The sequence below is a fragment of the Nocardioides luteus genome (genome assembly GCF_000960475.2).
GTDB classification, from domain to species: domain Bacteria; phylum Actinomycetota; class Actinomycetes; order Propionibacteriales; family Nocardioidaceae; genus Nocardioides; species Nocardioides luteus_A.
Genome location: NZ_JZDQ02000007.1, coordinates 112,697 through 137,259, shown reverse-complemented (window position 1 = coordinate 137,259; position 24,563 = coordinate 112,697). Strand labels below are relative to the sequence as shown.

At 70.1% G+C, this 24,563-nt stretch carries 29 protein-coding genes; 19 read left to right on the top strand and 10 right to left on the bottom strand.

What is annotated here, in order from left to right:
* Positions 1-14: 14 nt before the first annotated feature.
* From UG56_RS06635 to UG56_RS06605, 7 genes are all read left to right on the top strand, one after another.
* The gene (locus UG56_RS06635) at positions 15-977 is read left to right on the top strand and encodes an ABC transporter substrate-binding protein (protein ID WP_045547751.1); all 963 of its coding nucleotides are present in this window, start codon (positions 15-17) and stop codon (positions 975-977) included.
* Positions 978-1,057: 80 nt separating this feature from the next.
* Complete coding sequence (locus UG56_RS06630; RefSeq protein ID WP_256206470.1) at positions 1,058-2,062, top strand: 5'-3' exonuclease; 1,005 nt, start codon at positions 1,058-1,060, stop codon at positions 2,060-2,062.
* 132 nt (positions 2,063-2,194) lie between these two features.
* Positions 2,195-2,653, top strand: a complete 459-nt coding sequence (locus tag UG56_RS06625) for a hypothetical protein (RefSeq protein WP_052693307.1) — start codon at positions 2,195-2,197, stop codon at positions 2,651-2,653.
* Positions 2,653-3,309 carry a hypothetical protein gene (locus UG56_RS06620; protein WP_045547750.1) on the top strand — a complete coding sequence of 219 codons (657 nt, stop codon included), beginning with the start codon at positions 2,653-2,655 and terminating at the stop codon, positions 3,307-3,309. Before UG56_RS06625 ends, UG56_RS06620 begins: the two co-directional genes overlap by 1 nt.
* Positions 3,309-8,084 (top strand): putative T7SS-secreted protein, encoded by a 4,776-nt coding sequence (locus UG56_RS06615; RefSeq protein ID WP_052693305.1) that lies wholly within the window; start codon positions 3,309-3,311, stop codon positions 8,082-8,084. The genes UG56_RS06620 and UG56_RS06615 overlap by 1 nt, the downstream gene beginning before the upstream one ends.
* Positions 8,084-8,326 (top strand): hypothetical protein, encoded by a 243-nt coding sequence (locus tag UG56_RS06610; RefSeq protein ID WP_045547749.1) that lies wholly within the window; start codon positions 8,084-8,086, stop codon positions 8,324-8,326. The genes UG56_RS06615 and UG56_RS06610 overlap by 1 nt, the downstream gene beginning before the upstream one ends.
* 133 nt (positions 8,327-8,459) lie before the next feature.
* Positions 8,460-8,813: a DUF6086 family protein gene (locus UG56_RS06605; RefSeq protein ID WP_045547748.1), complete on the top strand. Its 354-nt coding sequence runs from the start codon at positions 8,460-8,462 to the stop codon at positions 8,811-8,813.
* 126 nt (positions 8,814-8,939) lie between these two features.
* Here UG56_RS06605 and UG56_RS06600 read toward each other — a convergent pair whose 3' ends face one another.
* A complete protein-coding gene (locus tag UG56_RS06600; RefSeq protein WP_052693303.1) occupies positions 8,940-9,320 on the bottom strand; it encodes a hypothetical protein in 381 nt (126 codons plus the stop codon).
* Positions 9,321-9,489: 169 nt separating this feature from the next.
* Positions 9,490-10,725, bottom strand: a complete 1,236-nt coding sequence (locus UG56_RS06595) for a trans-sulfuration enzyme family protein (protein WP_045547747.1) — start codon at positions 10,723-10,725, stop codon at positions 9,490-9,492.
* Positions 10,726-10,830: 105 nt separating this feature from the next.
* On the opposite strand from UG56_RS06595, the gene UG56_RS06590 reads away from it, so the two are divergent.
* Positions 10,831-11,322 carry an Lrp/AsnC family transcriptional regulator gene (locus tag UG56_RS06590; protein WP_143054931.1) on the top strand — a complete coding sequence of 164 codons (492 nt, stop codon included), beginning with the start codon at positions 10,831-10,833 and terminating at the stop codon, positions 11,320-11,322.
* 10 nt (positions 11,323-11,332) lie between these two features.
* Here the strand turns inward: UG56_RS06590 and UG56_RS06585 are convergent, their stop codons facing one another.
* Complete coding sequence (locus UG56_RS06585) at positions 11,333-12,133, bottom strand: alpha/beta fold hydrolase (protein ID WP_052693302.1); 801 nt, start codon at positions 12,131-12,133, stop codon at positions 11,333-11,335.
* A gap of 78 nt (positions 12,134-12,211) precedes the next feature.
* Here UG56_RS06585 and UG56_RS06580 point away from each other — a divergent pair, with 78 nt between their 5' ends.
* Entirely contained in the window at positions 12,212-13,051 is an 840-nt protein-coding gene (locus UG56_RS06580; protein WP_071326915.1) for an AraC family transcriptional regulator, read from the top strand.
* Positions 13,052-13,054: 3 nt separating this feature from the next.
* Here UG56_RS06580 and UG56_RS06575 read toward each other — a convergent pair whose 3' ends face one another.
* Positions 13,055-13,267, bottom strand: coding sequence for a dodecin (locus tag UG56_RS06575; RefSeq protein WP_045547745.1), 213 nt, complete (start codon positions 13,265-13,267; stop codon positions 13,055-13,057).
* 156 nt (positions 13,268-13,423) lie between these two features.
* On the opposite strand from UG56_RS06575, the gene UG56_RS06570 reads away from it, so the two are divergent.
* From UG56_RS06570 to UG56_RS06560, 3 genes are read left to right on the top strand one after another with little or no spacing between them, the layout of a single operon-like run.
* A complete protein-coding gene (locus UG56_RS06570) occupies positions 13,424-14,833 on the top strand; it encodes an MFS transporter (protein WP_045547744.1) in 1,410 nt (469 codons plus the stop codon).
* Positions 14,830-15,294: a hypothetical protein gene (locus tag UG56_RS06565; protein ID WP_045547743.1), complete on the top strand. Its 465-nt coding sequence runs from the start codon at positions 14,830-14,832 to the stop codon at positions 15,292-15,294. Before UG56_RS06570 ends, UG56_RS06565 begins: the two co-directional genes overlap by 4 nt.
* Before the next feature lie 28 nt (positions 15,295-15,322).
* Complete coding sequence (locus UG56_RS06560) at positions 15,323-15,898, top strand: TetR/AcrR family transcriptional regulator (protein WP_084100629.1); 576 nt, start codon at positions 15,323-15,325, stop codon at positions 15,896-15,898.
* 4 nt (positions 15,899-15,902) lie between these two features.
* On the opposite strand, the gene UG56_RS06555 is transcribed toward UG56_RS06560, so the two are convergent.
* Positions 15,903-17,177 (bottom strand): oxygenase MpaB family protein, encoded by a 1,275-nt coding sequence (locus UG56_RS06555; RefSeq protein WP_045547742.1) that lies wholly within the window; start codon positions 17,175-17,177, stop codon positions 15,903-15,905.
* A gap of 61 nt (positions 17,178-17,238) precedes the next feature.
* On the opposite strand from UG56_RS06555, the gene UG56_RS06550 reads away from it, so the two are divergent.
* On the top strand, positions 17,239-17,862 hold the full coding sequence (locus UG56_RS06550; RefSeq protein WP_045547741.1) for a TetR/AcrR family transcriptional regulator: 624 nt from the start codon (positions 17,239-17,241) through the stop codon (positions 17,860-17,862).
* On the opposite strand, the gene UG56_RS06545 is transcribed toward UG56_RS06550, so the two are convergent.
* The 4 genes from UG56_RS06545 to UG56_RS06530 all read right to left on the bottom strand — a co-directional run bounded on the left by UG56_RS06545 (position 17,834) and on the right by UG56_RS06530 (position 19,837).
* Complete coding sequence (locus UG56_RS06545; RefSeq protein ID WP_045547740.1) at positions 17,834-18,109, bottom strand: DUF1905 domain-containing protein; 276 nt, start codon at positions 18,107-18,109, stop codon at positions 17,834-17,836. The genes UG56_RS06550 and UG56_RS06545 overlap by 29 nt on opposite strands.
* Positions 18,106-18,474, bottom strand: coding sequence for a VOC family protein (locus UG56_RS06540; protein ID WP_045547739.1), 369 nt, complete (start codon positions 18,472-18,474; stop codon positions 18,106-18,108). The genes UG56_RS06545 and UG56_RS06540 overlap by 4 nt, the downstream gene beginning before the upstream one ends.
* A 33-nt stretch (positions 18,475-18,507) precedes the next feature.
* Positions 18,508-19,266: an ArsR/SmtB family transcription factor gene (locus UG56_RS06535; RefSeq protein ID WP_045547738.1), complete on the bottom strand. Its 759-nt coding sequence runs from the start codon at positions 19,264-19,266 to the stop codon at positions 18,508-18,510.
* Between the two features lie 79 nt (positions 19,267-19,345).
* Positions 19,346-19,837 carry a MarR family winged helix-turn-helix transcriptional regulator gene (locus UG56_RS06530; protein ID WP_045547737.1) on the bottom strand — a complete coding sequence of 164 codons (492 nt, stop codon included), beginning with the start codon at positions 19,835-19,837 and terminating at the stop codon, positions 19,346-19,348.
* A gap of 107 nt (positions 19,838-19,944) precedes the next feature.
* Between UG56_RS06530 and UG56_RS06525 the strand changes: the two genes are divergently transcribed.
* The 4 genes from UG56_RS06525 to UG56_RS06510 are packed head-to-tail and all read left to right on the top strand — an operon-like array spanning position 19,945 to position 22,157.
* Positions 19,945-20,520, top strand: coding sequence for an NADPH-dependent F420 reductase (locus UG56_RS06525; RefSeq protein ID WP_045547736.1), 576 nt, complete (start codon positions 19,945-19,947; stop codon positions 20,518-20,520).
* A 34-nt stretch (positions 20,521-20,554) separates the two neighbouring features.
* Positions 20,555-21,064: a VOC family protein gene (locus tag UG56_RS06520; protein ID WP_045547735.1), complete on the top strand. Its 510-nt coding sequence runs from the start codon at positions 20,555-20,557 to the stop codon at positions 21,062-21,064.
* Complete coding sequence (locus tag UG56_RS06515) at positions 21,061-21,687, top strand: alpha/beta hydrolase (RefSeq protein ID WP_045547734.1); 627 nt, start codon at positions 21,061-21,063, stop codon at positions 21,685-21,687. The genes UG56_RS06520 and UG56_RS06515 overlap by 4 nt, the downstream gene beginning before the upstream one ends.
* 32 nt (positions 21,688-21,719) lie before the next feature.
* Complete coding sequence (locus UG56_RS06510) at positions 21,720-22,157, top strand: DoxX family protein (RefSeq protein ID WP_045547733.1); 438 nt, start codon at positions 21,720-21,722, stop codon at positions 22,155-22,157.
* Between the two features lie 10 nt (positions 22,158-22,167).
* Here the strand turns inward: UG56_RS06510 and UG56_RS06505 are convergent, their stop codons facing one another.
* Entirely contained in the window at positions 22,168-23,127 is a 960-nt protein-coding gene (locus tag UG56_RS06505; protein ID WP_045547770.1) for a zinc-binding dehydrogenase, read from the bottom strand.
* A 90-nt stretch (positions 23,128-23,217) separates the two neighbouring features.
* Between UG56_RS06505 and UG56_RS06500 the strand changes: the two genes are divergently transcribed.
* Positions 23,218-23,844, top strand: a complete 627-nt coding sequence (locus tag UG56_RS06500) for a TetR/AcrR family transcriptional regulator (RefSeq protein ID WP_071326914.1) — start codon at positions 23,218-23,220, stop codon at positions 23,842-23,844.
* Between the two features lie 134 nt (positions 23,845-23,978).
* On the top strand, positions 23,979-24,491 hold the full coding sequence (locus tag UG56_RS06495) for a GNAT family N-acetyltransferase (RefSeq protein ID WP_052694290.1): 513 nt from the start codon (positions 23,979-23,981) through the stop codon (positions 24,489-24,491).
* Positions 24,492-24,563: the final 72 nt, after the last annotated feature.

Sequence of the window (24,563 nt, the reverse complement as noted above, 5' to 3'; positions counted from 1 at the left end):
ACAGAGGAGAACCGTTGATTCGCGCTATCATCACCGCCCTGGCCGCGGCCCTGGCCCTGGGACTGAGCGCCTGTGGCGCCGGCGAGACGGACGCGGACGCCGCCAAGGAGCACAGCGTCACCATCGAGCACGCCATGGGAAGCACGACCATCAAGGGCGAGCCCCAGCGCATCGTCGCGCTCGACTCGAGCCTGGCCGACGCGACTCTCCTCCTCGACAAGGACCTGGTCGGCATCACCACCTACCGCGGCTACTCGACCGACCTGCCCGACTACCTCGGCGACGACCGTGAGCACGCCGCCGAGGTCGTCTCCGTCGGCGATCAGACCACTCCGAGCCTGGAGAAGATCGCCGCCCTGAAGCCCGACCTGATCGTCAGCATCAAGGTCCGTCACGAGGCGCTCTACGACCAGCTCTCCAAGATCGCCCCGACGATCATGCCCGAGACCTCCGCGCACCTGTTCAAGGAGAACCTGCTCATGCTCGGCAAGGCCGTCGGGCAGGAGCAGAAGGCTCAGGAGGAGATCGCGGCGTACGAGAAGACCGCGAAGGAGGTCGGCGACGCCATCAACGAGAAGGCCGGCAACCCGACCATCTCGGTGACCCGCTTCCTCGACGGCCCGACCCGCCTCTACACCAAGGGCACCTACTCGGGTGTCGTGCTCGCCGACGCCGGCCTGGCCCGCCCGACGTCGCAGGAGACCAACGACTTCGCCCTCGACATCTCCGAGGAGAAGATCGCCGACGCCGACGCGGACAAGGTCTTCGTCACCACCTACGAGGACGAGGAGGGCATCGCGGTCAAGACCAAGGCCGCCTTCGAGCGCAACCCGCTCTGGAAGCCGATCGCCCCCAAGGTCACCGAGGTCTCCGACACCACCTGGATGACCGCGGTCAGCCTCCAGGGCGCCTACTACATCCTCTCCGACCTGGCGAAGACGTTCGGTGTCGACGTCGAGGTCCCGCACGTCGCCTGACCCGGCGTCATCTGTGGTGGGCTCGCGGCACGCGGTGTCCCGAGCCCGCCACAACGTCACCGCCACCTACGATAGGCGCGATGTCGATGAACAGCTCGCCGAGCCCCCGCCGCCTCCTGCTCGTCGTCGACGCACCGTCGCTGCTGCATCGCAACCATCACGCCCGGGCCCACACCCGCATGGTCGACCGTGCCGGCCGGCCCGCCTGGGCGCTGCACGGCATGCTGCGGCAGATCCTCGACTCGATCGACGCGTTCGCTCCGGACGCGGTGCTCTTCGGTCTCGACGACCGCACTGCATCCGTACGCCGCGACGCCTATCCCGCCTACAAGGCCGGGCGCGCCGAGAAGGACCCGATGCTGGTCGAGCAGCTCGGCCGGGCCGGCGCGATGCTCGACGCCCTCGGGCTCGCGACCCACACTCCCCCGGGCCTCGAGGCCGACGATGTCAACGCCTCCGGCGCGGCCTGGGCCGGCCGCAACGGCTGGGACTGCGTCGTGATCACCTCCGACCGCGACGCGTTCGCCCTGATCAGCGAGCACACCCGGGTCCTGCGGCTGATCAACGGCGGGATCAACGGCTCTCCCCTGCTGACCCCCGCCCGGCTGTACTCCATGTACGGCGTCCCGGCAGCCCGCTACCTGGAGTTCGCCGCCCTCCGCGGCGACGCCAGCGACAACCTGCCCGGCGTCAGCGGCATCGGCGAGAAGACCGCCGCCGCGCTCCTCGACCAGGTCGGCCCGATGGACGGCATCTGGTCCGACATCTCCGACAACGACGGCCGGAAGGTGACCGAGATCCTCGACGCGTGGGCTGCCGACACCGGCGTACGCCGTATCGGCTCACGCGTCGTCCGCGCCCTCTCCGCCCCCGGCGCGCGGGAGCGCTACGACTTCAACCTGCGGATGATGACCTGCCGCGACGACCTCGACCTCCGCCTCACTCCCGACATCCCCGGCACCCCCGGCCTCCTCCCCCTCGACATCGACCGGGTCACCCGCGTCGTCGGCTTCCTCGGTGTCGAGGCGACCACGGCCGTGGCGCAGCGGGTGCTGAGCACGAATCCCGCCTCGACGGGCTGGTAGGCCGAGAGCTCCGTCAGGTGTACGCCGTCGAGATTTCACCGTTTGGGTGGTTTGGAAATCTGGTTTCGGGGTAGAACCCCTGTGTAGTTGTCCTTCACCCGTCGTATGCCCCGATCCGGGAGGGAGCCCACGATGACGTTCGATCTGCTGGAGCAGGAGCCCGCGGTCAGCGACCCCGCAGACGCGGCGAACCGCAAGATCGACCGGCGCAATGCACCGCTCCGGACCGAGATCCAGCTCGTACGCGGCGGGGTGGGCGATGCCGCAAGCTTCGATCGTTCACTGCGCGAGAGCGTGCTCTACGTGCTGCGGTGGAGCGAGACCGCCCTGCTCACCGGCGACCAGGACGGTGTGCGGTGGGTGTATGCCTTCACCAGCGTTCGAGACCTGGCGAGGTACGCCGCGGTGCGAGGCGCTGACGAGTCCGTCGATGTCGACTTCATGACGGTGCGCGCGGACCGACTTCTGGAGGTGGCCCTGCCGGAGCTGGCGTCTGCGGCGGGAATGCCTGTCGGTCTCGCCATCGACATCGGCAGCAGCTCACCGATGCTGGTCCCCGCTGTCGCCGACGGCGTGGACGAGGCGCTCTGATGGGTGGCGAGAATCTCAACGTCGACCCGGAGGCGCTCAAGCGCGCCGAGTCCGGGATCAACGCGACCATCGGGGAGCTCAACGACATGGGCATGCTCGGCTCCGGCAGCCACGGTCGCGGGTTCGGGTCGATGGCGCTGTCGGGGATGGAAGCCGGGCACTCCGGGCTCGCCGATGCGTTCGGCGGGTTCTGTGAGCGGTGGGGTTGGGGCGTACGGGCTCTGGTGCAGGACGCGAACCAGATGGCGCAGGCGCTGGGTATGGCCGCGGGCCTCTTCCACGAGCAGGACCAGTACGTCGCGGATGCAGGAAAGATCATCGCGACCTCGGTCGCCGGCAACCCGCACCTGTCGGAGGCCGAGATCACCTCGCAGTCGTGGGGCGAAAACTTCGACGACTGGAAGCCGGACTACTCCGTCGAGTCCCAGGTCGCGGCGAACGAGCGCATGGGCGAGACCTGGAGCACGGTCGGCAACGACTGGGTCGAGACCCAGCAAGAGAAGCTCACCGACCCGCTGGGCTATGCCCAGGAAGAGGTGGAGTCGGCCTGGGACGGCGTGACCGGACCGGCCGAGGGCACCGAACCAGTCGACCAGCCAGCCGAGGAGTCCGGTGACGAACAGTCCGGCGGCGACGTCGACGGCGGCGCGCGCTGATGGGGATCGGAGGCTGGCTGCGAGACCGCGCCAACGATGTCGGTGAGGCGGTCGAAGGCGCGATCGATGATGGCGCCGAGCTTCTCGGCGAGGGTGTCGAGCAGCTCTCCCACGTCGCCGAGGACGGTCTGGACGCGATCGGCGCCGAGTCGGCAGCGGACTGGGTCCGTGAGCACGGAGATCAGCTGGCCGACCAGCTCGGGGCCGATGTCGGCGAGATGCAGCTGGGTGAGACCGAGGACCCCAAGCAGCTCGTCCACGGCGATGCCGGCAAGATCGACGAGGCCGTGTCCCACCTCACCGACCTGGCCAAGGCGTTCGGCGACGTCTCGGCGGGCATGTCGAGCATCGAGGTCGGCAACTGGCAGGGCCAGGCCGGCGACGCGTACGACTCGCGATGGTCGAAGACGCCCGCCGACTGGGCCCGCGCGCAGGCCGCGTGCGAGAAGGCCTCGGGTGCGCTGAAGTCGTTCTCCTCGACGGTGACGTGGGCGCAGGACCAGGCGGCGGAGGCCATCCGGCAGTGGAAGGAGGCCGAGACCAAGCAGAAGGCGGCGTTGGATGCCCACAACGCGAAGGTCTCCGACTACAACTCGGCCGTCGACCGCTACAACTCGACGGCCGCCTCGGGTGGCGACCCGGGCGTCAAGCCGACCGCGCCGGGAGAGTTCGTCGATCCGGGTCCGGCCTTGTTCGAGGCCGCGCAGGAGACGCTCAACGAGGCACGGCGACAGCGGAACGAGGCCGGCGACCAGGCCGCCTCCACGATCAGCTCGGCGACCGCGACCGCGCCGGAGTCCCCCGACTTCGTGGGGCGGATGAGCGCAAACGCCACCGACCTGGCCGCATGGGGTCAGACGCAGCAGATGCACCTCACCGGCGGCGCCCTCAAGGGCCTGGCTGGGATGGCCCGGTTCGCACGGTCGATCAACCCGACCGATCCCTACAACCTGCTCCACCCGGTGGAGTACACCGAGACGCTGTCCAACACCGCTGCCGGGCTCGTCTATGCCACGGCCCACCCCGGCGAGCTCGCCTCGGCCCTGGTGGGCAGCGGCTGGACCACCGACCCCGCCGAAGCCCTGGGACGGCTGGCACCAGATGCGATCATCACCGCGCTCACTGCCGGTGGTGGCGCCGCGGCGAAGGGTGCCGGCGCCCTCGACGACCTCGCGCGGTTGGGCGATGACGCGAGCCGGTTCGCCGATGACGCCGCCCGCATCGGCGACGACGCCGCCGATGCCGCTCGGCGAGGTGTTCCGGACGAGTGCAAGAACGTGTGTGGTGACCCGGTCGACGTCGCCACCGGCGCGGTGTTCCTGGAGCAGACGGACCTTCATCTCCCGGGTGTGCACCCTCTCGTGGTGACGCGGAAGCACTCCTCGGACTGGACCTACGGGCTCTGGTTCGGCCGCACCTGGGCCTCCACCTTCGACGAGCGCATCGACCTCGACGACGACGGCGAGCACGTCGTCGTGGTCCGGGCCGACGCGACCGCGCAGGTCTTCCCTCGACCCACGCCGGAGGAGCCCACCGAACCTGTCGCGGGCGGCGGGACCCGGTTGAGCGTCACCGAGGTCGGCGGTTACACGCTCACCGATCTGACCACAGGGCAGCACCGTCACTACCTGGCCCCGGTCGAAGGCCGGTCGATGCTGGCGGCCCTGACCGACCCGACGGGCCACCGCTACATGATCGCGCGCGATCCCTACGGCGCACCGGTCGAGATCCGCCACACCGGCGGCTACCGCGTCCTCATCGACACTCAGGGCTCGCGCATCACCGCGCTCACCGTGGTCCGCGACGACGGCACCGAGCCCGTCAAGGTCGCCGAGTACGTATACGGGCTCGGCGACACCGATGCCGGGCACCTGGTCGGTGTCATCAACGCGTCCGGTCACCCGCTCAGGTTCGGCTACGACGAAATCGGGCGGCTGGTCGAGTGGGCCGACCGCAACGACACCGTCTACAGCTACCGCTACGACGAAGCCGGACGCTGTGTCGACCAGGCCGGAACCGCCGGTGTCATGGCCAACACCTTCGCCTACACCGTCATCAGCCCCTCGTTGCGCGAGACCGTCGTCACCGACTCGGCCGGGCACTCGACGCGCTTCCTCATCAACGAACGCTCCCAGGTCATCTCGGTCACCGATCCCCTGGGTGGTGAGACCCGCTCGGTCTGGGACGAGCGCAACCGGTTGCTGTCCCGCACCGATCCCCTGGGCCGGACGACGTCGTTCTCCTACGACGCCGACGGCACATTGGTCGCCGTCACCCGGCCCGACGGGCTGCAGCAGACGGTGGCCTACGCCTCCTCCGGCGGCCGGCCGCAGCCGACCCGGACGGTACTGCCCGACGGAACCGAGTGGGTCTTCGAATACGACGAGAACGGCAACCGCACCGCTGCCACCGACCCGCTCGGTGCGACCACCACCTTCACCTTCGACCAGCGCGGGCACCTGGCCGCGGTGAGCGATGCGCTCGGCAACGTACGCATCATCGAGACCGATCCGGCCGGCCTCCCGCTCGTCATCGCCGAGGCCGACGGCAACACGACCCGCCTCGAGCGCGACGGCTTCGGCCGGGTCACGACCATCACCGATGCGCTCGGAGCAACCGTCACCCTCACCTGGAACCCGGACAGCCAGCTCGCCTCCCGCACGCTGCCCGACGGGACCACCGAGACATGGACGTACGACGGCGAGGGCAACCCCGTCGAACACGTCGACGCGGCAGGTCGCATCACGCGCACGGAGTTCACCCACTTCGACCTCCCGTCAGCGGTCACCGCACCCGACGGCACCACCACCCGCTACGCGTACGACCCCGAGCTGCGTCTGCGGCAGGTGACCAACCCTCAGGGCGGCACCTGGACCTACGACTACGACCCGGCCGGCCGGCTGGTCGCCGAGACCGACTACAACGGCCGAACCCTGCGCTACGACTACGACCGCGCCGGCCAGCTCACCCGCCGCATCAACGGCGCCGACGAGGTCGTTGCCTACGAGCGCGACCAGCTCGGCAACATCACCACCCAACGGGTCGGGCCAGCCGCCACCGTCATGACCTACGACCCGCTCGGACGGCTCCTGCGCGCGACCGGACCCGAGGTCGAGCTCGTCCTCCAACGCGATCGGCTCGGCCGGATCACTGCCGAGACCCTCAACGGCCGCACCGTCACGTCCGGCTTCGACGGGCTCGGCCGCCGCATCACCCGAACCACGCCGGCAGGCGTCGAGACCACCTGGGCCTACGGAACGTCAGCTCGACCGACCGCGATCACGGTCGACGGCCATCACATCGGCATCGACCGGGACGTCCTCGGCCGCGAGACCCGCCGCAGCGTCGGCAGCGCCACTCTGGACCAGACCTGGGACGCTCTCGGCCAGCTCACCGCTCAGACGGTCACCATCGCTCCCTCGGCCGCCGCCGGCAACGCCCTCGTCGACCGCCTCAGCGGAGCCGGAACCGCGCCGACCGTCGGGGACGGCCCGCGCGTGTTGCAGCAGCGCGGCTACACCTACGCCGCGGGCGGCGACCTCATCGGCATCGACGACCGGCTCACCGGCGCCCGCCGCTTCGAGCTCGACCTCGCCAACCGGATCACATCGGTCACCGGCCCCGACTGGTCCGAGGCCTACACCTACGATCCGATGGGCAACATCACCCGATCGATGACCGGCAACGCCGATGGCGAACGTCGCGAGTACGCCGGAACCCTGCTCACCCGCTCCGGCCGCAACCGCTACCGCTACGACGCCCAGGGCCGCCTCGTCGGCCGCACCACCACCCGCCTCTCCCACAAGCCCGAGACCTGGGCCTACGAATGGGACGCCGACGACCGCCTCACCGGCGTACGCACCCCCGACGGCACCCGCTGGCGCTACCTCTACGACATCCTCGGCCGACGCGTCGCCAAGCGCCGCCTCACCGACAGCGGCGACGTCGCCGAGGAGATCCTCTTCGCCTGGGACGGAACCACCCTCGTCGAAGAGACCACCTCGGTCGGCTCACGGTCGTGGACCCACGACGGCCTCCGTCCCATCGCCCAGCTCGACCTGGCCGACGACGAAGTCGACGCCCGCTTCTACTCCATCATCACCGATCTCGTCGGCACCCCCACCGAGCTCGTCACCCCCGATGGCGACCTCGCCTGGCACGCTCGCCGCACCCTCTGGGGCGCGCCAGGCAACCCTGCCGAGACGCTCACGCCGCTCCGCTTTCCCGGCCAATATGCAGACTCTGAGACGGGGCTGTCATACAACCTCCACAGGTACTACGACCCGGACGCCGGCCGTTACGTATCGCAGGACCCGCTCGGCTTGGCGCCCGCGCCCAACCCAGGTGCATACGTGTCCAACCCGACCCGATTGGCCGACCCACTCGGACTCTCGCCATGTGCCCCTGACGGCGGCGAAGCCCCGAAGGCGCTCCCCAACGGACCCAAGGTCGACGCCACATGGGGCGGGACGACCAACTACAAGCACGGCGGCGAAATGACGGCCATAGAGCACATCAACTATCGCCACGCCTACAACTCGGGGTTCGGCAACGTTAGCCACTACGCCGAAAACACCAGTGTCAGCGACATTCGCCACCTGGTTGACGACGCATTGCGTAACGGAGAAGTCTCGCCAAACGGAACCAACGGACACGCCATCGTCTACGACACCGGCCGGGTCATCGGGACCGATCCCAGCGGCAACCCCGTCAGCCACCTGCAGATATACGTACGCGACGGACGAATCCAGACGGCCTTCCCGATAGGACCTTGATGAGTTACCTAGACGAATTTCTCCGCGCCCTGATGGGACCCCATGAGCGTGCCGCCATCTTGGCGGTTCGAGAGCGCAGAACATCCGGCGTCGAAGAACTGACCTTCAACGTCTCGAACGTTGTCCTCGACTTCGATGCCTCGACTGCAACAGTCGAGGATGACCTCGATGCGGACGTGTCTGAGACCGTCGGTCTCAACGATTTCTTCGATCGCGTTGCAGCCATCGATCTTGACGCTTAGCAACCGTCCGAGCAAGCCCGAGCTGCGGATTGCGCGGCCATGAGGCGAAGCGCGGCGGCAATCGACTCAGCCGTCGCCATGCTGGGTCGTCGAGCCAACTCCGGCGTCGACACCAGCGGGAAGGTTCGCAGAAATGAGCTTCATCATCGCCCTCAACGACGAGACCGTCTGGTCGCCCGCGCTCGACGTCGGGACCGCATACACGGCGTGTGCCCAAGCGCTCGGCACAACCGTCGGCATAGATCCCGGCTTCACGTTCATAGCTGACGACTACGTCGAGGTCGACCCGTCCTCATTCCGGACCTTCGCCGCAGCGTTGCTCGCACGTGTCAGCGCGTCTCCCGACCACCCGGTGATGATTCCACTGGTCAACGCCGTCTTGGCCCCAAGCCTGGTCATGCTCGAACGAGCGGGATACACCGTAGACATCTCCGCAGATCCAGAGCTCGTGATGAAAGTCGAAGCCCTTCGAACTCTGCCCCGCTGACGTCTACGCGCCCTTCACTAACGCAAGTACTGAGACTGCTGCTGCCCACGGCGCGGGCAGCGTGGCGATACTCGGCCCATATCTGACCAGCACATGACGCGTCTCATCCCTGCAGTGTTGATGCGCCTACTTGAAGAGGGCGGCAACAGCTCCAAAGGCCGCGATCAGCATTGAACAGGTGGCGACCTGTTGCTGTGGCCCGGTGAACCAACCTCGGCATGCGTTGCGAGCGGTGTCGAGGTGAGTGAGGGCTCGGACGCGCTGCCACTTGTGCTGACGGATGGAGCAACCGCCGAGGAGACCGTAGGAATTGTTGCGGCAGTTCTCCCCCGTCCGGATCTCCGCCCCGCACGATGTCGGTGCCGCGAAGAGCAGCCACACGAAGCAGACCACGAACACACCCGAGAGTGTGAGCGGCCCTACGTCGAACCCGAACAACAGCAGCACCGCCAGGGCGAGCAGCAGATATCCGAAATAGCGTACGAACCTGGACTTCTTCTTCGCCATGGCAGCGGCCTCCCGAGAGTGTGGTTCCGCCTTTCGAGCGTATTGGCGGCCTTCCGTACGAACCCGGGCTTTCGACGAATGCCAGGCTGATTGGACCGCACAGCGGACCAAAAGCGCGAGGTGGACCGTCTTCGGCGACCCGGGTCGCAGGCCACGTCAGGCAGATTTCTCAGGCGAACTCGGGCGACAGATATCCACGGACCTCGGAGTCTGCAGTGCGAGCGGCAGGCACAGACGCCCCTGAAAGCGCGGCGTCGAGGTCGGCCATCAGGTCCGCAGGGCTCTCCAGACCGATCGAGAGGCGTACGAGGTTCGCGGACGGCTTGGCGTGGGCGGCGACGGGGCGGTGGGTGAGGCCGGCGGGGTGCTGGACGAGGGAGTCGACACCGCCGAGGGAGACGGCGTGGGTGAAGAGCTGGACCGAGGAGGAGAGGCGGGCGGCGGCTTCGTACCCGCCGCGCAGCGCGATCGCGATCATCGCGCCGGGGCCGGTCATCTGCTTCCCGACCAGGCCGCGGTCGTCCTCCCGACCCGCGAAGTGGACGCGCTCGACAGCACGGTGCGACTCCAGCCACGCGGCGATCTCGACGGCGGTCGCCTGCTGGGCACGCATCCGCGTGGGCAGCGTGGCGAGGCCGCGGTGGAGGAGGTAGGCGCCGAGGGGGTGCAGCAGGCCGCCGGTGACCGCACGGACCTGGCGAAGACGCGCCGCGGTCTCCTCGTCGCAGGCGATCACGCCGCCGACGACATCGCCGTGGCCGCCGATGTACTTGGTGGCGCTGTGCAGCGACATCGCCGCTCCCAGGGTGAGCGGGTTCTGCAGCACCGGGGTGGCGAAGGTGTTGTCCACGAGCACCGGTACGTCACCGGCCGCCGCCACCACACCGGCGATGTCGACGAGGTCGAGCGTCGGGTTGGCCGGAGTCTCGAGCACCACCAGCGCGGTGTCGGCGCGGACAGAGGCGGCGACCTCATGCTCGGCACAGAAGGTGACCTCCGCGCCGAGGAGACCGGAGGCGAGCAGGTGGTCGGTGCCGCCGTACAGCGGCCGGACCGCGACGATGTGCCGCTTGCCGTTGAAGGAGGTGCTCGCGATGATCGCCGCGGTCATGGCCGCCATCCCCGAGGCGTACGCCACCGACGTCTGGGCCTGCTCGAGCTGTGCGAGCGCCGACTCGAAGCGCGCGACGGTGGGGTTCCACAGCCGCTGGTAGACGGACCCACCATCGGCAAGCGGCCGGCCGCCGGTCGCCATCGCCTCGTAGGACGCACCGCCGCGCTCGATGTCGGGCAGCGGGTTCGTCGAGGAGAGGTCGAGCGGCACGGCGTGGACACCGAGCATCGCCAGGTCCTCCCGACCGGCGTGGACGGCAACTGAGTCGAGGTGTGGGTTCTCAAGCGGCATGCCAAGATGGTGGCGAGAATCACAAGATATGGCCAGATCGATTGCTGAAGATCCCAACCGACCGGTGATCTCGCCTGATCCGAGCAAAACCACCACTGATCAAGGGTGCCCCCGTTGGCGAAAGCGCAACCGTCCCTCGACTCCGTCGACCGCCGCATCCTGAGCGCGCTCGGCACCAACCCCGAGCTCACCAACAAGGCCCTCGCGGCGCGCCTCGGCCTCGCCGAGTCGACGTGCGCCTACCGGTTGCGAGCCCTGCGCGACAGCGGCGTCATCACCGGCCGGCGCCTCGACGTCGACGTCCGCTCCCTCGGCTACCCGCTCCAGGCCGTGATCAAGGTCCGGCTCGGCAGTCACAGCAAGGAGCACGTCGAGAAGCTCTACGACGACCTGGCCACGACCCACGGCGTCATCCAGGCCTTCCACGTCGCCGGCGCCGACGACTTCCATCTCCACGTCGCCGTCGAGGACGCCGAGGCGCTGCGCGACTTCGTCCTGCAGCACGTGACCGTCCACCGCGTCGTACGACAGACCGAGACGCAGCTCGTCTTCGAGCTCCGTGAGGGACCAGGCGTCCTTCCGCGCGACAGCCCCTGAGCAGCGCGACTCAGCCGAGGAAGTCGAGCAACAGCCGGGTCGCCTCGGCCGGCGCTTCCAGCATGGCGACGTGCCCGACGCCGGCGAGGTAGGCCACTCGTGACCCGGGCACGACGTCGTAGTCGTGCGCCGACTCCGGGTCCCACCGCGGGTCGGCGTCGCCGAAGATCACCAGTGGCCGCCGGCCCAGCCTGGCCAGCCGCTGCGGGATGCTCAGCTCGGCGATGTAGTCACTGTTCTCCCGCATGATCGCCCGGAACGCCGTGAACGACGTCCGCCTCAGGTCGTCGATCACCTCGTCGCTGATCGCCACCGGTCGTGCGGCCATGGCGGCGATCCCCTTCCGGATCATCGCGTCGGTGCGCAGCGGCCACACCAGCGCCCCGACCGCGGCCCCGCTCAGCAGCTTGACCACCGCCGGCTGGGGCAGCAATGCCTCCATGCTCGGCCCGGTGCTGATCAGAGCCAGCGGCCCGACCAGCTCCGGACGCCGCTCGGCCAGCGCGGTGGCGACGTACCCTCCGCTCGAGTGGCCGACCACCGCCACGCCCTCGAGCCCCAGCTCGTCGAGCACCGCAGCGACGCGGTCGGCCTGGTCGGGCACGGCGTAGGTCGCCGGTGCGCTCGACCTGCCGCAGCCCGGAAGATCGACCCGGAGCACCCGGAACCGATCGGCGAGCCCAGGAACCATCGGCTCCCAGGTCGACCCGGCAGCTCCGGAGCCATGGATGAGTAGCACGGGCGGCGCGGTCTTCGCGCCGTCCTGAACCAGGTGAAGACCTTGGGCGGTCGGCCGTTCGTAGGAAGTCATACCCATCACGATCGCCCGCCACCACCGGCGTCGTCTTGGACGAATGTCATCCTTGCGCCGCGGGCCTACCCTGAAGCCATGGACTGGTCCCAGGTGGATGTCGCCGTCCCCCAGGGTTCGGTCGGCGCCGCGCGGATCCGCGGCGTCCAGATGGCCGGGTTCCGCTATCGCGGGACCGATCCGGCGGCGATCGCGATGGTCGCCCACCCGGCCGTCACCCTGCTCTTCGACCTCAGCGACCACGGCTTGGCGGTCGATGACGGCGACGGCGTACGCATCCCGGGCGCCGTCGCGATCGGCCTGCTGCCCAACAGGGTGACCCTGCGAGGCGCGAGCGCCGGCGAGTGTCTCCAGGTACGTCTCTCGCCGGTCCTCGCCGCCGAGCTCCTCGACACCGCCGGCCTCAGCGGCACCTTCGCCGGCCTCGACGACGTTCTGGGGCCGCGCGCGAGACGCCTCGTCGACAGCCTGCGGAGCACCGCGTCGTGGCCGGAGCGGTTCGCGCTGACCACCACGTTCCTCGGCCGTCGCCTCGAGGGTCGGCGGAGGGTCGACCGCGAGGTCGCGTACGTCTGGCAGCAGACCCACCTCCGCCACGGCCGGGCCGACGTCGGCACCCTCGCAGCCGAGACCGGCTGGTCCCGGCAACGGCTGTGGTCTCGTTTCCGCGCCCAGGTCGGCCTCTCCCCCAAGCACGCCGCTCGACTCGTACGTTTCGACCACGCTGCCCGACTCCTCGCCATCGGCACCCCGCCCGCCGAGGCGGCGGCGCGCGCGGGTTACTCCGATCAGCCGCACCTCAACCGCGAGGTGCGTTCGATCGTGGGCACCACGCCCCTCGGGGTCGCCGCGGAGCCGTGGCTCGGCATCGACCACGCAGCCTGGCCCTCGTTGATGCCGAGAAGACGTCGGACCTAGCGGTTACTCGTCCTCCATCCGGAAACCGACCTTCAGCCCGACCTGGAAGTGCTGGATGCCGTCGTCGTCGACGTGACCGCGGATCTGGGTGACCTCGAACCAGTCCAGGTGCCGCAGCGTCTTGGACGCCCGGCCGACGCCGTTGCGGATCGCCTGCTCGAGTCCCTCGTCGGAGGTGCCGACGATCTCGGTGACGCGGTAGGTGTGTGAAGACATGCCCTGCCCCTTCTCTCGATGGTCGCTCTACCCACCATGGATCCCGCGTCGAGACCGTGCAAGAGCCACCCTCCGGCGAAACTCCGTTGTCGTACATCGGTGTTCGAGTTAATATCATGAACACCGATGTACGACTTGCGCCATTCAGGAGGGCCCATGACCACCACCGACGAAGCCACCGCCCGATCAGCCGATCCGCGCCGATGGCGCCTGCTCGGACTCCTCGGGCTGGCGCAGTTCATGCTCATCCTGGACGTCACCGTGGTGGCGATCGCGCTGCCGCACATGGGTGCCGACCTCGGTCTGGGGCGAGACGCGCTGACCTGGGTGGTGAGCGCGTACACGCTCGCGTTCGGTGGGTTGATGCTGCTCGGCGGCCGGTCCGCCGACCTGTTCGGCCCCAAACCGGTCGTGCTCGCAGGACTCTCCACCTTCACCCTCGCCTCCTTGGCCACCGGTCTCGCCACCAGCGCCGAGCTGGCGATCGGCGGGCGGATCGCGCAAGGGATCGGGGCCGCCATGCTCTCCCCCGCGGCGCTGTCGATCGTGGTCCGGCTCTTCGACGGCGAGGAGCGCAACCGCGCGCTCGGGATCTGGTCGGCACTCGGCGCCGGCGGGGCGGCCATCGGCGTGCTTCTCGGCGGCGCGCTGACCGCAGGGCCGGGCTGGGAGTGGGTCTTCCTGATCAACGTTCCCGTCGGCGTCGTCGTGGCGACCTTGCTCGCCCGGCAGCTCCCCGCGCTGCCCACCTGGGGAGGCGACGTACGCCTCGACCTCGTCGGCGCGCTGATCGTCACCGCCTCCACGGGGCTGCTGATCCTCGGCTTCATCGAGGCCGGCGACGGCGGCTGGACCTCGCCCGGCACGGCCGCGCTCCTCGTCGCCGGGATCCTCGGCTACGCCCTCCTGGCCGGATGGTTGCGGCGTACGCGACACCCGCTGATCGACCCGGCACTGGTCACCCGGCGACCGGTGCTGTCCGGCACGTTCGTGCTGTTCGTGGCGACCGGGCTGATGGTCGCGGTGTTCTTCCTCGGGACGTTCTATCTGCAGGGCGTGGCCGGGCACGGTCCACTCACGACCGGACTGCTGTTTTTGCCCGTCGCGGCCGCGACCATGGTCGGCGCGCAGCTGGCCGGCCGGCTCGTCGGCCGCCTCGGCGCACGCACCCTCGGCATGGCCGGGCTCCTCATCGCCGGGGCCGGGCTGGTCGTACCCGCGATCAGCATGACCACGCCGACCACCGTGGTCGCGGTCAGCGTCGGCTCGGCCGGCCTCGGTGTCCTCTTCGTGGTCGCGGCGGCCACAGCGTTGAGCCAGGTCGAACCCCATCTCGCCGGCGTCGCCTCCGGCATCCTGAGCACCTTCCACGAGCTCGGTGCCTCCCTCGGCGCCGCGGTGATGTCCGGAGTCGCCGCGGCCAGCCTCGTCGACGGAAGCACGGCCGGCTTCGAGAGGGCCTATCTGGTCGCCGCCGTCATCGCCGCGCTCGCCGCCGTCCTCGCCGGGGCACTCATCCCGGGCCGCACCGCCTCCCCCACCACCTACCAGGAGACCGCGTCATGACCACCACCCACCGCCCCAGATCCCGCGCGCGGACGTTCGCGCTCCACTACCTCCAGATGATCGTCGCGATGGTCGTCGGGATGATGCTGCTCTACCCGCTCTGGATGCTCGCCACCGCCGGCCTGCCCACGGACGCCTGGGCGCACCGCACCGACGTCGAGTCGCTCGTCATGGCCACCACGATGGTCATCCCGATGGCCGCCTGGATGCGCTTCCGCGGACACGGCTGGCGGCCGGTCGTGGAGATGTCAGCCGCGATGTACGCAGGCTTCGTCGTCCTGTTCCCGCTCCTGTGGCTCGGGGCCATCGATGCCGACGGCCTGATGCTGCTCGGCCACGTGCTCATGCTGGTCCTCATGCTCGCCGCGATGCTCGCCCGCCCCGGTGAATACGCCGTCTCCCACGCTCACCACGCCCAGGCGGTGTGCGCGGAGGACGGCGAGGCTCGACCGATATCCTGAGGTCACCATCTCGTGGGAGGTTCCGGCCGTGACGACCGCAAAGCGTGCCGATGCGCGCAAGAACATCGAGTCGATCATGGATGCGGCGACGGCCTGCCTCGCCCGTGATCCCGACGTCAGCGTCGCCGAGATCGCGAAGGCGGCCGGCGTCGGCCGGGTCACCCTCTACGGCCACTTCGAGTCCCGCTCGACGCTCGTCACCCAGGTCGTCGAGCGCGCCATCCAGCAGACCGACGAGGCGCTCGCTGCGGTCGACCTCGACGGCGATCCGCGCACCGCGCTCAGCAACCTCCTCGAGGCGTCGTGGCGGCTGACCCAGCAGTACGGTGCCCTGATCGTCGCGGCCGAGCAGAGCATGCCCCACGAGCAGTTCCAGGCGGTTCACCTCGGGCTGATGGACCGCTGGAAGCCGCTGATGGAGCGCGGTCGCCGCGACGGCAGCTTCCGCGACGACCAGCCGCTCCAGTGGCAGCTCACCCTGCTCCAGAGCGTCCTCCACGCCGCCTCCGGCGCCGTCTACCGCGGCGAGATCAAGGCGACCGACGCGGCCGCGCTGATCGACGACACGGTGCAGTCCGCCCTGACTCCTCCCGGTAAGGACTGACCGCTCACTCCGGGAGGTTCCCGACCGAGGCGCGCTCACCGCCGAAGTAGCCGGCCAGCAGCGCATCTGCCTGTCGCCGGCCACGCCTCTCCAGGCGATCCCGGCCCTTCGCAGTCCTGCCGAGGACCCGATACCTGACCACGTTCAGCGGCACCACGTACGCGTGCGCCCACGGCGGCCTCGTCGGCAGACCGAGCTCGCGCATCGACCTGACCCCGAGGAAGACGGTCAGCATCGAGAGCAGCCGCTCGGTCTCGTACCAGCCACGCACCCGCTGCAGACGGCTCGGCCAGCCCGGATACCGGCGCTCGCGCTGGACCCGGACCGCCGCCTGCGCGAGCTGTGGACCGGCCTCGGAGATCGCCGCCTGGGCGAGCAGCACGTGGTAGTTGATCCGGTGCCGCTCCCACTCGTCGTCGACGAGGAAGTCCTCGTCGACACCCATCAGCCAGCCGACGTACTTCCACAGATGCATCAGCGCCCGGGCGTCCTGCCGGGAGATCGGCACACCCAGCGCCCGGCACCCGATGATGAGTACGCCGTCGAACAGGCCCAGCGTGGCTGCCTGGTCGGCTTGGTTGATCGGCAGCCCCCACCTGCCGGCGTCCCATCGCTGCTCGAACCCGGCGTTCACCAGCGCATGCATGGCCCGTACGTGGACGGTGAGCCGCCACGCCTCCCCCGAGCTCGAATCCGAGCCCGAGCCCGAGCCCGGTGGCCGGAGCGCGCCCGGCCGGCGCAGGCTCACCGCCCAGTGCTGGGTCTCGCCCAGGCGCCGCCGGGTGGTGCTGCCGGTCAGACCGCCGGTGGCCACGAGCAGGTCGGGCGGGCCGCCGAACCGGTAGCCGCTGATCAGCGAGAGCTGCAGGAGCACGTCGGCCGCGTTCTGCCCCAGTCGTGCGAACACGCGGCCGCCCTCGTCGACCAGGCCCCAGTCGACCCAGTCCGGAGTGGCCTCGACCTGGGCGAAGAACTCAGCGAGCGCCGGCGGCGGCGACTCCACCGCCGCGACGCCGTGCTCGAGAGCCGTACGCAGCTGGCCCATCGTGACCTTGCCCGGCGCTCCGGCTCGCATCCGGATCGCCTCCGCCAGCCGTGCGCCGGCCTCGTCCCGCTCGCCGAACGCCCGCCCGATCCGCTCCATCAGCTCCTCGTCGACCTCGTCGATGCGCCCCAGGAGGCGCAACGGCCGGCCGAGACGGCGCCCACGCGCCTCGCCTTCACGGAAACGGGTCGGGAAACCGGCGGGTTGGATGCCCTGCTGCGCGAGTGTGGTCATACCTCCAGCGTGATGCGAGCAGGAGCTCGCTTTCAATTCGCGTTCCACCTAGTCTGAGCCCGTGCGCAAGACACCCACCCAGGCCCGCTCGAAGGCGACGGTCGAGCGCATCCTGGCGGCCGGGCGGCAGGTGCTGGTCGACGACGGCTACGAGGCGTTCTCGACCAACCGCGTCGCGGCCGCCGCCGGGATCAGTCCCGGCTCGCTCTACCAGTACTTCGCCGACAAGGCCTCGATCCTCGACATCGTGATCAGCCGCTACTGGGAGGACGTCTCCGAGCGCACCGCCTCGGCGCTGGCGCTGCAGACGAACACCACCGGCACGCCGGCGATCCGGTCGGTCGCCGACGCGCTGCTCGCCGGGCTGGAGCAGGATCCGACCCTCCTGCGCGTCCTGACCGAAGAGCTCCCCGCCTCCCGCAACCGCGACCGCCACGCCGCACTCGTCACCCGCGTACGCGATCTCACCGCCGCCTATCTGCACGCCGGGGCGGTCGCGAGGACCCGCCCCGACGCGCAGCTCACCGCGTGGGTGCTGGTGGTGGCCATGGAGAACATCGCGCTGCGCTGGGTGCTCGACCGACCGCCCTACCCGCGTGAGGCGGTGCTCGAGGAGATGGTCGCGCTCACCGCGGGCTACCTGAGCCAGACCGATCTCAGCGGCGCTCGGTCAGATGGATGGTGACGGAGTCGCCGGCGGACTTGCCGAGCGCCTCGCGGAGCTCGGCCTTGAGCGGCAGCTTGTGGGTGCCGTCGCCCAGCGCCATGAAGGAGGCCTGGAAGGGGAGGTCGTCGATCCGCCCGGAGACCTTGACCAGGCCCCGGGTGCCGAAGAAGTCCGCGGTCCAGTCGGTGACGACGTACGTCCAGCCACCCTTCGCCTCGCTCTGGGTCAGGGTCGCGGTGAAGGTCTTGTCGATCGGGGTGCTCATGACGCCTGCTCGATGATCACGAAGCGGTTCCCGTCGGTGTCGTCGAAGGTGAACATGGGCGGTACACCCGGCCACGTCAGCAGCTCGCCGACGCTCACGCCACGAGAGCCGAGCGCGTCGCGCTCGGCGGCGGCGTCGGGGACGTTGAACCGGATGCCGGTCTCGGTGACCTCCGCTGCCGGGCGATCCCCGGCGACGAGGGCGAGGGAGACGTCGGCGCCGACCGGGGCGACCTCGATCCAGCGGGTCGGCCCGTCGACGTCGAGTCGTACGTCGAAGCCCAGCGTGTCGCGGTAGAAGGCGATGGCCTCGTCCTGGTCGGCGACGGTGATGCCGACGGTGCGGATATCGGTGATGGTGCTCATGGGGTTCCTCTCGGTCGCTGACGTCGATCGGCGTCAGCTGGGGCCGTACATCTGTGATCCCGGAGTGGTCAGGGTCTCCCCCGTCTCCAGCCACGTCTTGAGGCCGGACAGGATCATGGGCCAGCCGCCGTAGAGCTCGGGGGGCGCGTCGCCGCGCAGCTGGTCGTGGGTCACGGTGAGGCGGCAGGAGTCGCCGACGGGCTCGATCTCCCAGGTCACGCGCGTGGTGCCCTGCTCCTCGGCGGCCTCGGACCAGAGCGTGCGCATCGACTGGACGAGCCGCGTCGGCGGCTCCACGACGATGTTCTCGCCCTCCGCGAGCGGTCCCTCCGAGCCCGGGTGGACCATCGTGAAGGCCGATCCGGGGGTCCACTCGGAGTGCACGCTGGCGCCGAAGTGGTACTTCGCGCGGATCTGCGGGTCGGTGATCGCCTCCCACAGTCGCTCCGGCGTGGTGCGGATGTAGATCTCGAAGACTTTCTCCATCGTGCGCTCCAGGTCTCGTTTGAGCTCGGCGAGGCCGCTCGCCCAGGTCTCGGTGTATTTGGTCACCCAGCGGTCGTGGATCTCGCGGATCGGCACCACGTTGAGGAAGTGGTGCTTCTCGCGTCCCCTGCGGGCGACGGCCACCAGGCCTGCCTCCTCGAGGATCGCCAGGTGTTTGGCCACCGCCGGGCGGGTCATGGAGTGGCGGCTCACCAGCGAGGAGAGCGTCTGCCCGTCCTCCTGCAGCAGTGCATCGAGCAGCGCCCGCCGAGTCGGGTCACCAAGAGCTCGAAACACCTGTTCCACGCGAGCCACAATAGGAAACCATTTGGTTTCATGTCAAGGGATACAGAAGTCCCCGCCCTTGGCCCAGGGGGGGTGGCGCCTAGGAGTCCTCGGGCCGATACAGGGCGGTCATCCTGCCCTTCGGGTCGAGGCGCGCGAGCAGCGCGTCGCCGATCTCCGTCAGCTGCCGGACCTGCTCGGCACTCAGCCCGTCGAGGACGTTGCCGCGTACGTTCGCGACATGGCCGGGCGCGGCCGCGACGACGGCGTCCCAGCCGGCGGCGGTGAGCCGGGCGTTCGTCGCACGGGCGTCCTCCGGGCACGGGAACCTCTCCACCAGGCCCCTGTCCTCGAGCCGCCGCACCACATGGGAGAGCCGCGCCAGGGTCGAGTTGGTGCGGTGGGCCAGCGCGGTCATCCGCAGCGTACGCCCCTCCGACTCGGAGAGCATCGCCAGGACGAAGTACTCGAAGTGGGACAGCCCGGCATCACGGCGCAGCTGGGAGTCGAGCACCCCGGGAAGCAGCTCCACGATCGCGATCAGGCGCAGCCAGGCGGCCATCTCCTCGTCATCCAGCCAGACATCGTCCACGGCTCCATGGTAGCCCGCCAGATTGTCGCTACAACCAAAAACTTGACGCTACAACCATTCCGTGAGAGTTTTGTTGTAGCAACAACCTTTCATCCGAGGAGTACGACATGACAGACATCTCGATCATCGGCACCGGCACCATGGGTCAGGCCATCGCGGCGGTCGCCGGCCGCGGCGGACACTCGGTCCAGTTGCTCGGCAAGGCGGACGCCGCCACTCCCGCGACCGGCGAGGTCGTCGTGCTCGCCGTCCCCTACCCCGCGCTGAGCGAGATCGTCTCCCAGCGCGGCGCCGAGCTGGCCGGCAAGATCGTCGTCGACATCACCAACCCGGTGAACTTCGAGACCTTCGACTCGCTCACGGTCCCCGCCGACGGCTCCGCCACCGCCGAGATCGCCGCGGCGCTCCCGGACTCCCGCGTACTGAAGGCGTTCAACACCACCTTCGCCGCGACCCTGGCCCAGGGCACGGTCGGTGACCTGACGACGGCCGTCCAGATCGCCGGCGACGACGCGGACGCCAAGGCGACGCTGACCGAGGTCGTCACCTCCGCCGGCCTGCGGGCCATGGACGCGGGCGCGCTCAAGCGGGCCCGCGAGCTCGAGGCGCTCGGCTTTCTGCAGATCTCCCTCGCCGCGGCCGAGCAGATCTCCTGGACCGGCGGCTTCGGCGTCGTCGCCTGATCGCCCCACGAAGGAGCCCACGAAGGAGCCCACGATGACCGTCAACCCGGTACGTCTCAACCACGCCGTCCTGTTCGTCTCCGACCTCGAGCGCAGCATCGCGTTCTACGAGACTGCCTTCGGGCTGACGGTCATGGCTCGCGAGCCCCGCGCCAACGCGGCGTTCCTGCGGCTGCGCGACTCCGGCAACCACCACGACCTCGGCCTCTTCGGGGTCGGCGCCCAGCCGCCGCGCCCCCGCGGCTCGCTCGGTCTCTACCACCTGGCCTGGCAGGTCGACACGATCGACGAGCTCGAGCAGGCCCGGATGACGCTCGCCGAGCTCGGCGCCTTCACCGGGGAGTCCAGCCACGGCGCCACCAAGAGCGTCTACGGCGCCGACCCCGACGGCAACGAGTTCGAGGTGATGTGGATGCTGCCCCGAGCACACTGGGGCGACTTCGAGAACGCCGCTCCCGTCGACCGGCTCGACCTGGCCAAGGACGTCGCCCGCTGGAGCGGGGTCCGTACGGCCGCCGAGCTGAACCGGACGAGAGACCGATGAGCACGCCGGTGCACGTCGCGAGCCACGGCAGCACCGACCCCGACGCTCCCCTGGTGGTCCTGCTGCACGGCCGCGGCTCGCACGAGCACGAGATCATCGAGCTCGCCAAGCACCTTCCCGAGGGGCCCGCCTACGTCGCCGTGCGCGCCCCCATCGCCGAGGGCGGCGGGTACGCCTGGTTCGCCAACCGCGGGATCGGCCGCCCCGTCGCCGCCTCCCTGGCGGAGACCATGGGCTGGTTCCGGGAGTGGCTCGACGACATCGCGCCACCGGGCCGCCCGGTCGTCCTCGTCGGCTTCAGCGGCGGTGCCGCGTTCGCCGGCGGACTGGCGCTCCAGGAGCCCGGACGGTTCGCCGGTGTCGCCGTCCTGTACGGCACCCTCCCCTTCGACGCCGGGGTCCCGGTCGAGGCCGAACGCCTGGCCGGCCTGCCGGTCATGGTCGCCCACGGCGAGGCCGACCAGGTCATCCCGCGCGAGCTGCTGGAGCGTACCTGGGGCTATCTGCTCGAGGAGTCGGGCGCCCCGACCGTGGCACACCGCGACCCCGGTGGCCACGGCATCACGCCGGCGGCGCTCCGCGAGCTCGCCTCGTGGGTCGCCGCCCGCGTACCTCACAACTGAACACCCGTTTGCACACGAGAGAAGGAACATCCATGAAGCTCGGCCGATCGCTCCCCGCTCCCGCCCCCGACCTGGGCCTGCTCGTCGCCCGCCTCCTTGTCGGCACCGTCCTCATCGCCCACGGCTGGCAGAAGTTCGCCACCTACACGCTCGACGGGACCGCGCAGTCCTTCGAGGCGATGGGCGTCCCGGCGGCCCAGACGGCCGCGACCTTCGCCGCCCTCGTCGAGCTCGCCGGAGGTGCTCTCCTCGTGCTGGGCCTCCTCACCCCGGTGGCCGCCGCTCTGGTCGTGGTCGACATGATCGGCGCGTTCTGGTTCGCCCACCGCGGCGCCGGCGTCTTCGTCGACCAGGGCGGCTGGGAGCTGGTCGCGGTCGTCTCGGCCATCGCGATCGCTCTCGCCGTGGCCGGCCCCGGCCGCGCCAGCATCGACCACGCCATCGGCGGACGGGCCCGCGCCGAGGCCTGATCCCTCGAGGTCAGGGCACCAGCACGATCCGACCGAACACCGTGCCGTCGTCCATCTGCCGATGCGCCTCGGCGGCCTTCTCGAGGGGCAGTACGTCGTGAACGACGGCGTGCAGGTCACCTCGGCCGAGCGCGGCGAACTGCTCGGCGCGGACGACGGCACGGGCCGGGACCGGGATGGTGTCGAGGCTGAACGTGGCGAAGCTGCGGGACTGCCGGAAGGCGCGGATCAGTCGAGCAGAGACGTCCTCGGGTGGCATCCCGGCCACCGCGCCGACGACCACGAACCGGCCGTTGGGCGCGAGCCGGTCGACGAAGTCAGGAGTCTCCGGACCTCCGACGATGTCGACGATCACGTCGTAGCCGGCCGGAGCGTCCTGGGGGCCGTGCCCGGAGCGGTCGAGCACATGGGTCGCACCGAGCGCGCGCAGCCGCTCGCCCCGTTCGGCCGACGAGGTCGTCACCGCGACCCCGCTCGCGCCGCCACGCGCGGCGATCTCGACAGCGGCGATGCCGATGCTCCCGGCGGCGCCGCGTACGAGCACCGACTCTCCCGGCGCGAAGTGGGCGTGGGCGAGGGCGAAGTGGGCCACCGGGCCGGAGCTGCCGATCGTCACTGCGTCGACAGGGGTGATGTTCTCGGGCAGGGGGCTGACGTGCTCGGCCCGGGCGAGCGCATGATCGGCGTAGCCGCCGAGCATCGTGAACGCCCAGACCCGTCGCCCGACCCACGACGCGTCCACGCCGGCGCCGACCGCGGTCACCGTGCCGGCGACCTCGCTGCCGGGGACCAGCCCCGGCTCGAACCCCAGGCCCCCGATGGTGCCCCGTCGAATGACCGCGTCGACCCCGCCGACGCCGATCGCCTCGGTCGCGATCAGCATCTGGTCCGGTCCCGGCGTCGGCACGACGACCTCGGTCAGCACCATGCCGCCCGGATCCCCGAACTGCTCGACCCGCACTGCTCTCATCGTCATCTCCGTCTGGTCCGTCTGGCTCGTGTGAGGCGTACGCTGGCGACGCTAACGGACGCCTGCGTCCACTTCCAGAAAGTGAGAGACATGTCCGAGACGTTGCCCCACAAGCTCCGCTCCGACGCCCGGGACAACCGCGACAGGATCCTCGCGGCGGCCAGGTCGCTCTTTGCCGAGCGCGGGCTGGAGGTCACGATGCGCGACGTCGCGCGGCGCGCCGGGGTCGGGCCGGCGACGCTCTACCGTCGATTCCCCGCTCGCCAGGTGCTCCTCGACGCCGTCTTCGCCGACGAGCTGCGCGCATGCGCCGCCATCGTGGACGACGGCTGCGCCGATCCCGACCCGTGGCGCGGTTTCACCTCGGTCATCGAGCGGGTCAGCGTGCTCAACGTCGGGAACCAGGGGTTCGTCGACGCCTTCATGGCGGAGAAGCCGCGCGACTCGTTCACCGAACATCGCACCGCGGCCCTCGCGAAGCTCGCCGATCTCGCACGGCGCGCCAAGGCCGACGGCAGGCTTCGGCGCGACTTCGTCATCGACGATCTCGTCCTCGTCCTCCTCGCCGGCCGCGGCCTCGCCGCCACCCCTGCCGCCAGCAGCGTCCCGGCGGCGCGCCGTTTCGCCGCTCTGGCCATCGACGCCTTCCGGGCGTCCGAGGCGAACGACCCGCTGCCGCGCGGCGCCGCTGTCGCGGCCCGCTTGGCGCGCAGCTGATCGAGCTACCGAGCCCACTCGCCCACAGTCCCCCCGCCTGAACCTGGTCGGCGACGATCTCCGCGAAGCGGTCTCGGATCCGGTGGGCGCGAAACCGTTCGACAGGCGTACGCGGCCCTGCCAACCTTCCGTCCATGCAACTCAGAGACGGGTCGGTCAGCGACCTCCCAGAAGCCATGGGCCTCCTCGACGCCGCGGTCGCCTGGCTCGCCTCGCGGGGCCGCACCGGGCAGTGGGGCGCGGAGCCGTTCTCCGCCGTCGAGGCCCGGGTCGCGCAGATCCGGACGATGCTCTCCGAGCGCACCGCGCGCATCGCCGAGGAGGACGGCGAGGTCGTCGGGCTCTGCGTCCTGGCCGACGAGCCGCTGCCGTACGTCGATCCCGCCCCGGTCCCGGAGCTCTACCTGCAGCTGCTCATCACCGACCGGGACCGGAGCGGGTCGGGCATCGGCAACATCCTGGTCGACGATGCCGTCGAGATCGCCCGGCGGCGGGGTGTGACGCAGATGAGGCTCGACTGCTACGCCGCCGACGAGGCGCTCATCGGCGTCTACGAGAAGTTCGGGTTCAGGCTCGAGAGCCGCTTCACGGTCGAGACCGGGCAGACGAAGGCCTGGCCGGGCGCGATCCTCCGGATGGAGATCTGAGCGTCGCCTCCGCGCCACGGCCTCGCGACCGGCGTTTGTAGACTGCCCGGAGCCGAGGCCGCGTGAGGGGTG

What these genes read in the sequence shown, in the direction of transcription:
- UG56_RS06515 (WP_045547734.1), top strand. Translation starts at nt 21,061, where the DNA reads ATGAGCACGCCGGTGCACGTCGCGAGCCACGGCAGCACCGACCCCGAC.
- UG56_RS06580 (WP_071326915.1), top strand. Translation starts at nt 12,212, where the DNA reads ATGGACTGGTCCCAGGTGGATGTCGCCGTCCCCCAGGGTTCGGTCGGC.
- UG56_RS06605 (WP_045547748.1), top strand. Translation starts at nt 8,460, where the DNA reads ATGAGCTTCATCATCGCCCTCAACGACGAGACCGTCTGGTCGCCCGCG.
- UG56_RS06610 (WP_045547749.1), top strand. Translation starts at nt 8,084, where the DNA reads ATGAGTTACCTAGACGAATTTCTCCGCGCCCTGATGGGACCCCATGAG.
- UG56_RS06620 (WP_045547750.1), top strand. Translation starts at nt 2,653, where the DNA reads ATGGGTGGCGAGAATCTCAACGTCGACCCGGAGGCGCTCAAGCGCGCC.
- UG56_RS06505 (WP_045547770.1), bottom strand. Translation starts at nt 23,127, where the DNA reads ATGAGAGCAGTGCGGGTCGAGCAGTTCGGGGATCCGGGCGGCATGGTG.
- UG56_RS06500 (WP_071326914.1), top strand. Translation starts at nt 23,218, where the DNA reads ATGTCCGAGACGTTGCCCCACAAGCTCCGCTCCGACGCCCGGGACAAC.
- UG56_RS06600 (WP_052693303.1), bottom strand. Translation starts at nt 9,320, where the DNA reads ATGGCGAAGAAGAAGTCCAGGTTCGTACGCTATTTCGGATATCTGCTG.
- UG56_RS06525 (WP_045547736.1), top strand. Translation starts at nt 19,945, where the DNA reads ATGACAGACATCTCGATCATCGGCACCGGCACCATGGGTCAGGCCATC.
- UG56_RS06520 (WP_045547735.1), top strand. Translation starts at nt 20,555, where the DNA reads ATGACCGTCAACCCGGTACGTCTCAACCACGCCGTCCTGTTCGTCTCC.
- UG56_RS06565 (WP_045547743.1), top strand. Translation starts at nt 14,830, where the DNA reads ATGACCACCACCCACCGCCCCAGATCCCGCGCGCGGACGTTCGCGCTC.
- UG56_RS06545 (WP_045547740.1), bottom strand. Translation starts at nt 18,109, where the DNA reads ATGAGCACCCCGATCGACAAGACCTTCACCGCGACCCTGACCCAGAGC.
- UG56_RS06540 (WP_045547739.1), bottom strand. Translation starts at nt 18,474, where the DNA reads ATGAGCACCATCACCGATATCCGCACCGTCGGCATCACCGTCGCCGAC.
- UG56_RS06495 (WP_052694290.1), top strand. Translation starts at nt 23,979, where the DNA reads ATGCAACTCAGAGACGGGTCGGTCAGCGACCTCCCAGAAGCCATGGGC.
- UG56_RS06555 (WP_045547742.1), bottom strand. Translation starts at nt 17,177, where the DNA reads ATGACCACACTCGCGCAGCAGGGCATCCAACCCGCCGGTTTCCCGACC.
- UG56_RS06630 (WP_256206470.1), top strand. Translation starts at nt 1,058, where the DNA reads ATGTCGATGAACAGCTCGCCGAGCCCCCGCCGCCTCCTGCTCGTCGTC.
- UG56_RS06615 (WP_052693305.1), top strand. Translation starts at nt 3,309, where the DNA reads ATGGGGATCGGAGGCTGGCTGCGAGACCGCGCCAACGATGTCGGTGAG.
- UG56_RS06595 (WP_045547747.1), bottom strand. Translation starts at nt 10,725, where the DNA reads ATGCCGCTTGAGAACCCACACCTCGACTCAGTTGCCGTCCACGCCGGT.
- UG56_RS06510 (WP_045547733.1), top strand. Translation starts at nt 21,720, where the DNA reads ATGAAGCTCGGCCGATCGCTCCCCGCTCCCGCCCCCGACCTGGGCCTG.
- UG56_RS06570 (WP_045547744.1), top strand. Translation starts at nt 13,424, where the DNA reads ATGACCACCACCGACGAAGCCACCGCCCGATCAGCCGATCCGCGCCGA.
- UG56_RS06585 (WP_052693302.1), bottom strand. Translation starts at nt 12,133, where the DNA reads ATGACTTCCTACGAACGGCCGACCGCCCAAGGTCTTCACCTGGTTCAG.
- UG56_RS06575 (WP_045547745.1), bottom strand. Translation starts at nt 13,267, where the DNA reads ATGTCTTCACACACCTACCGCGTCACCGAGATCGTCGGCACCTCCGAC.
- UG56_RS06625 (WP_052693307.1), top strand. Translation starts at nt 2,195, where the DNA reads ATGACGTTCGATCTGCTGGAGCAGGAGCCCGCGGTCAGCGACCCCGCA.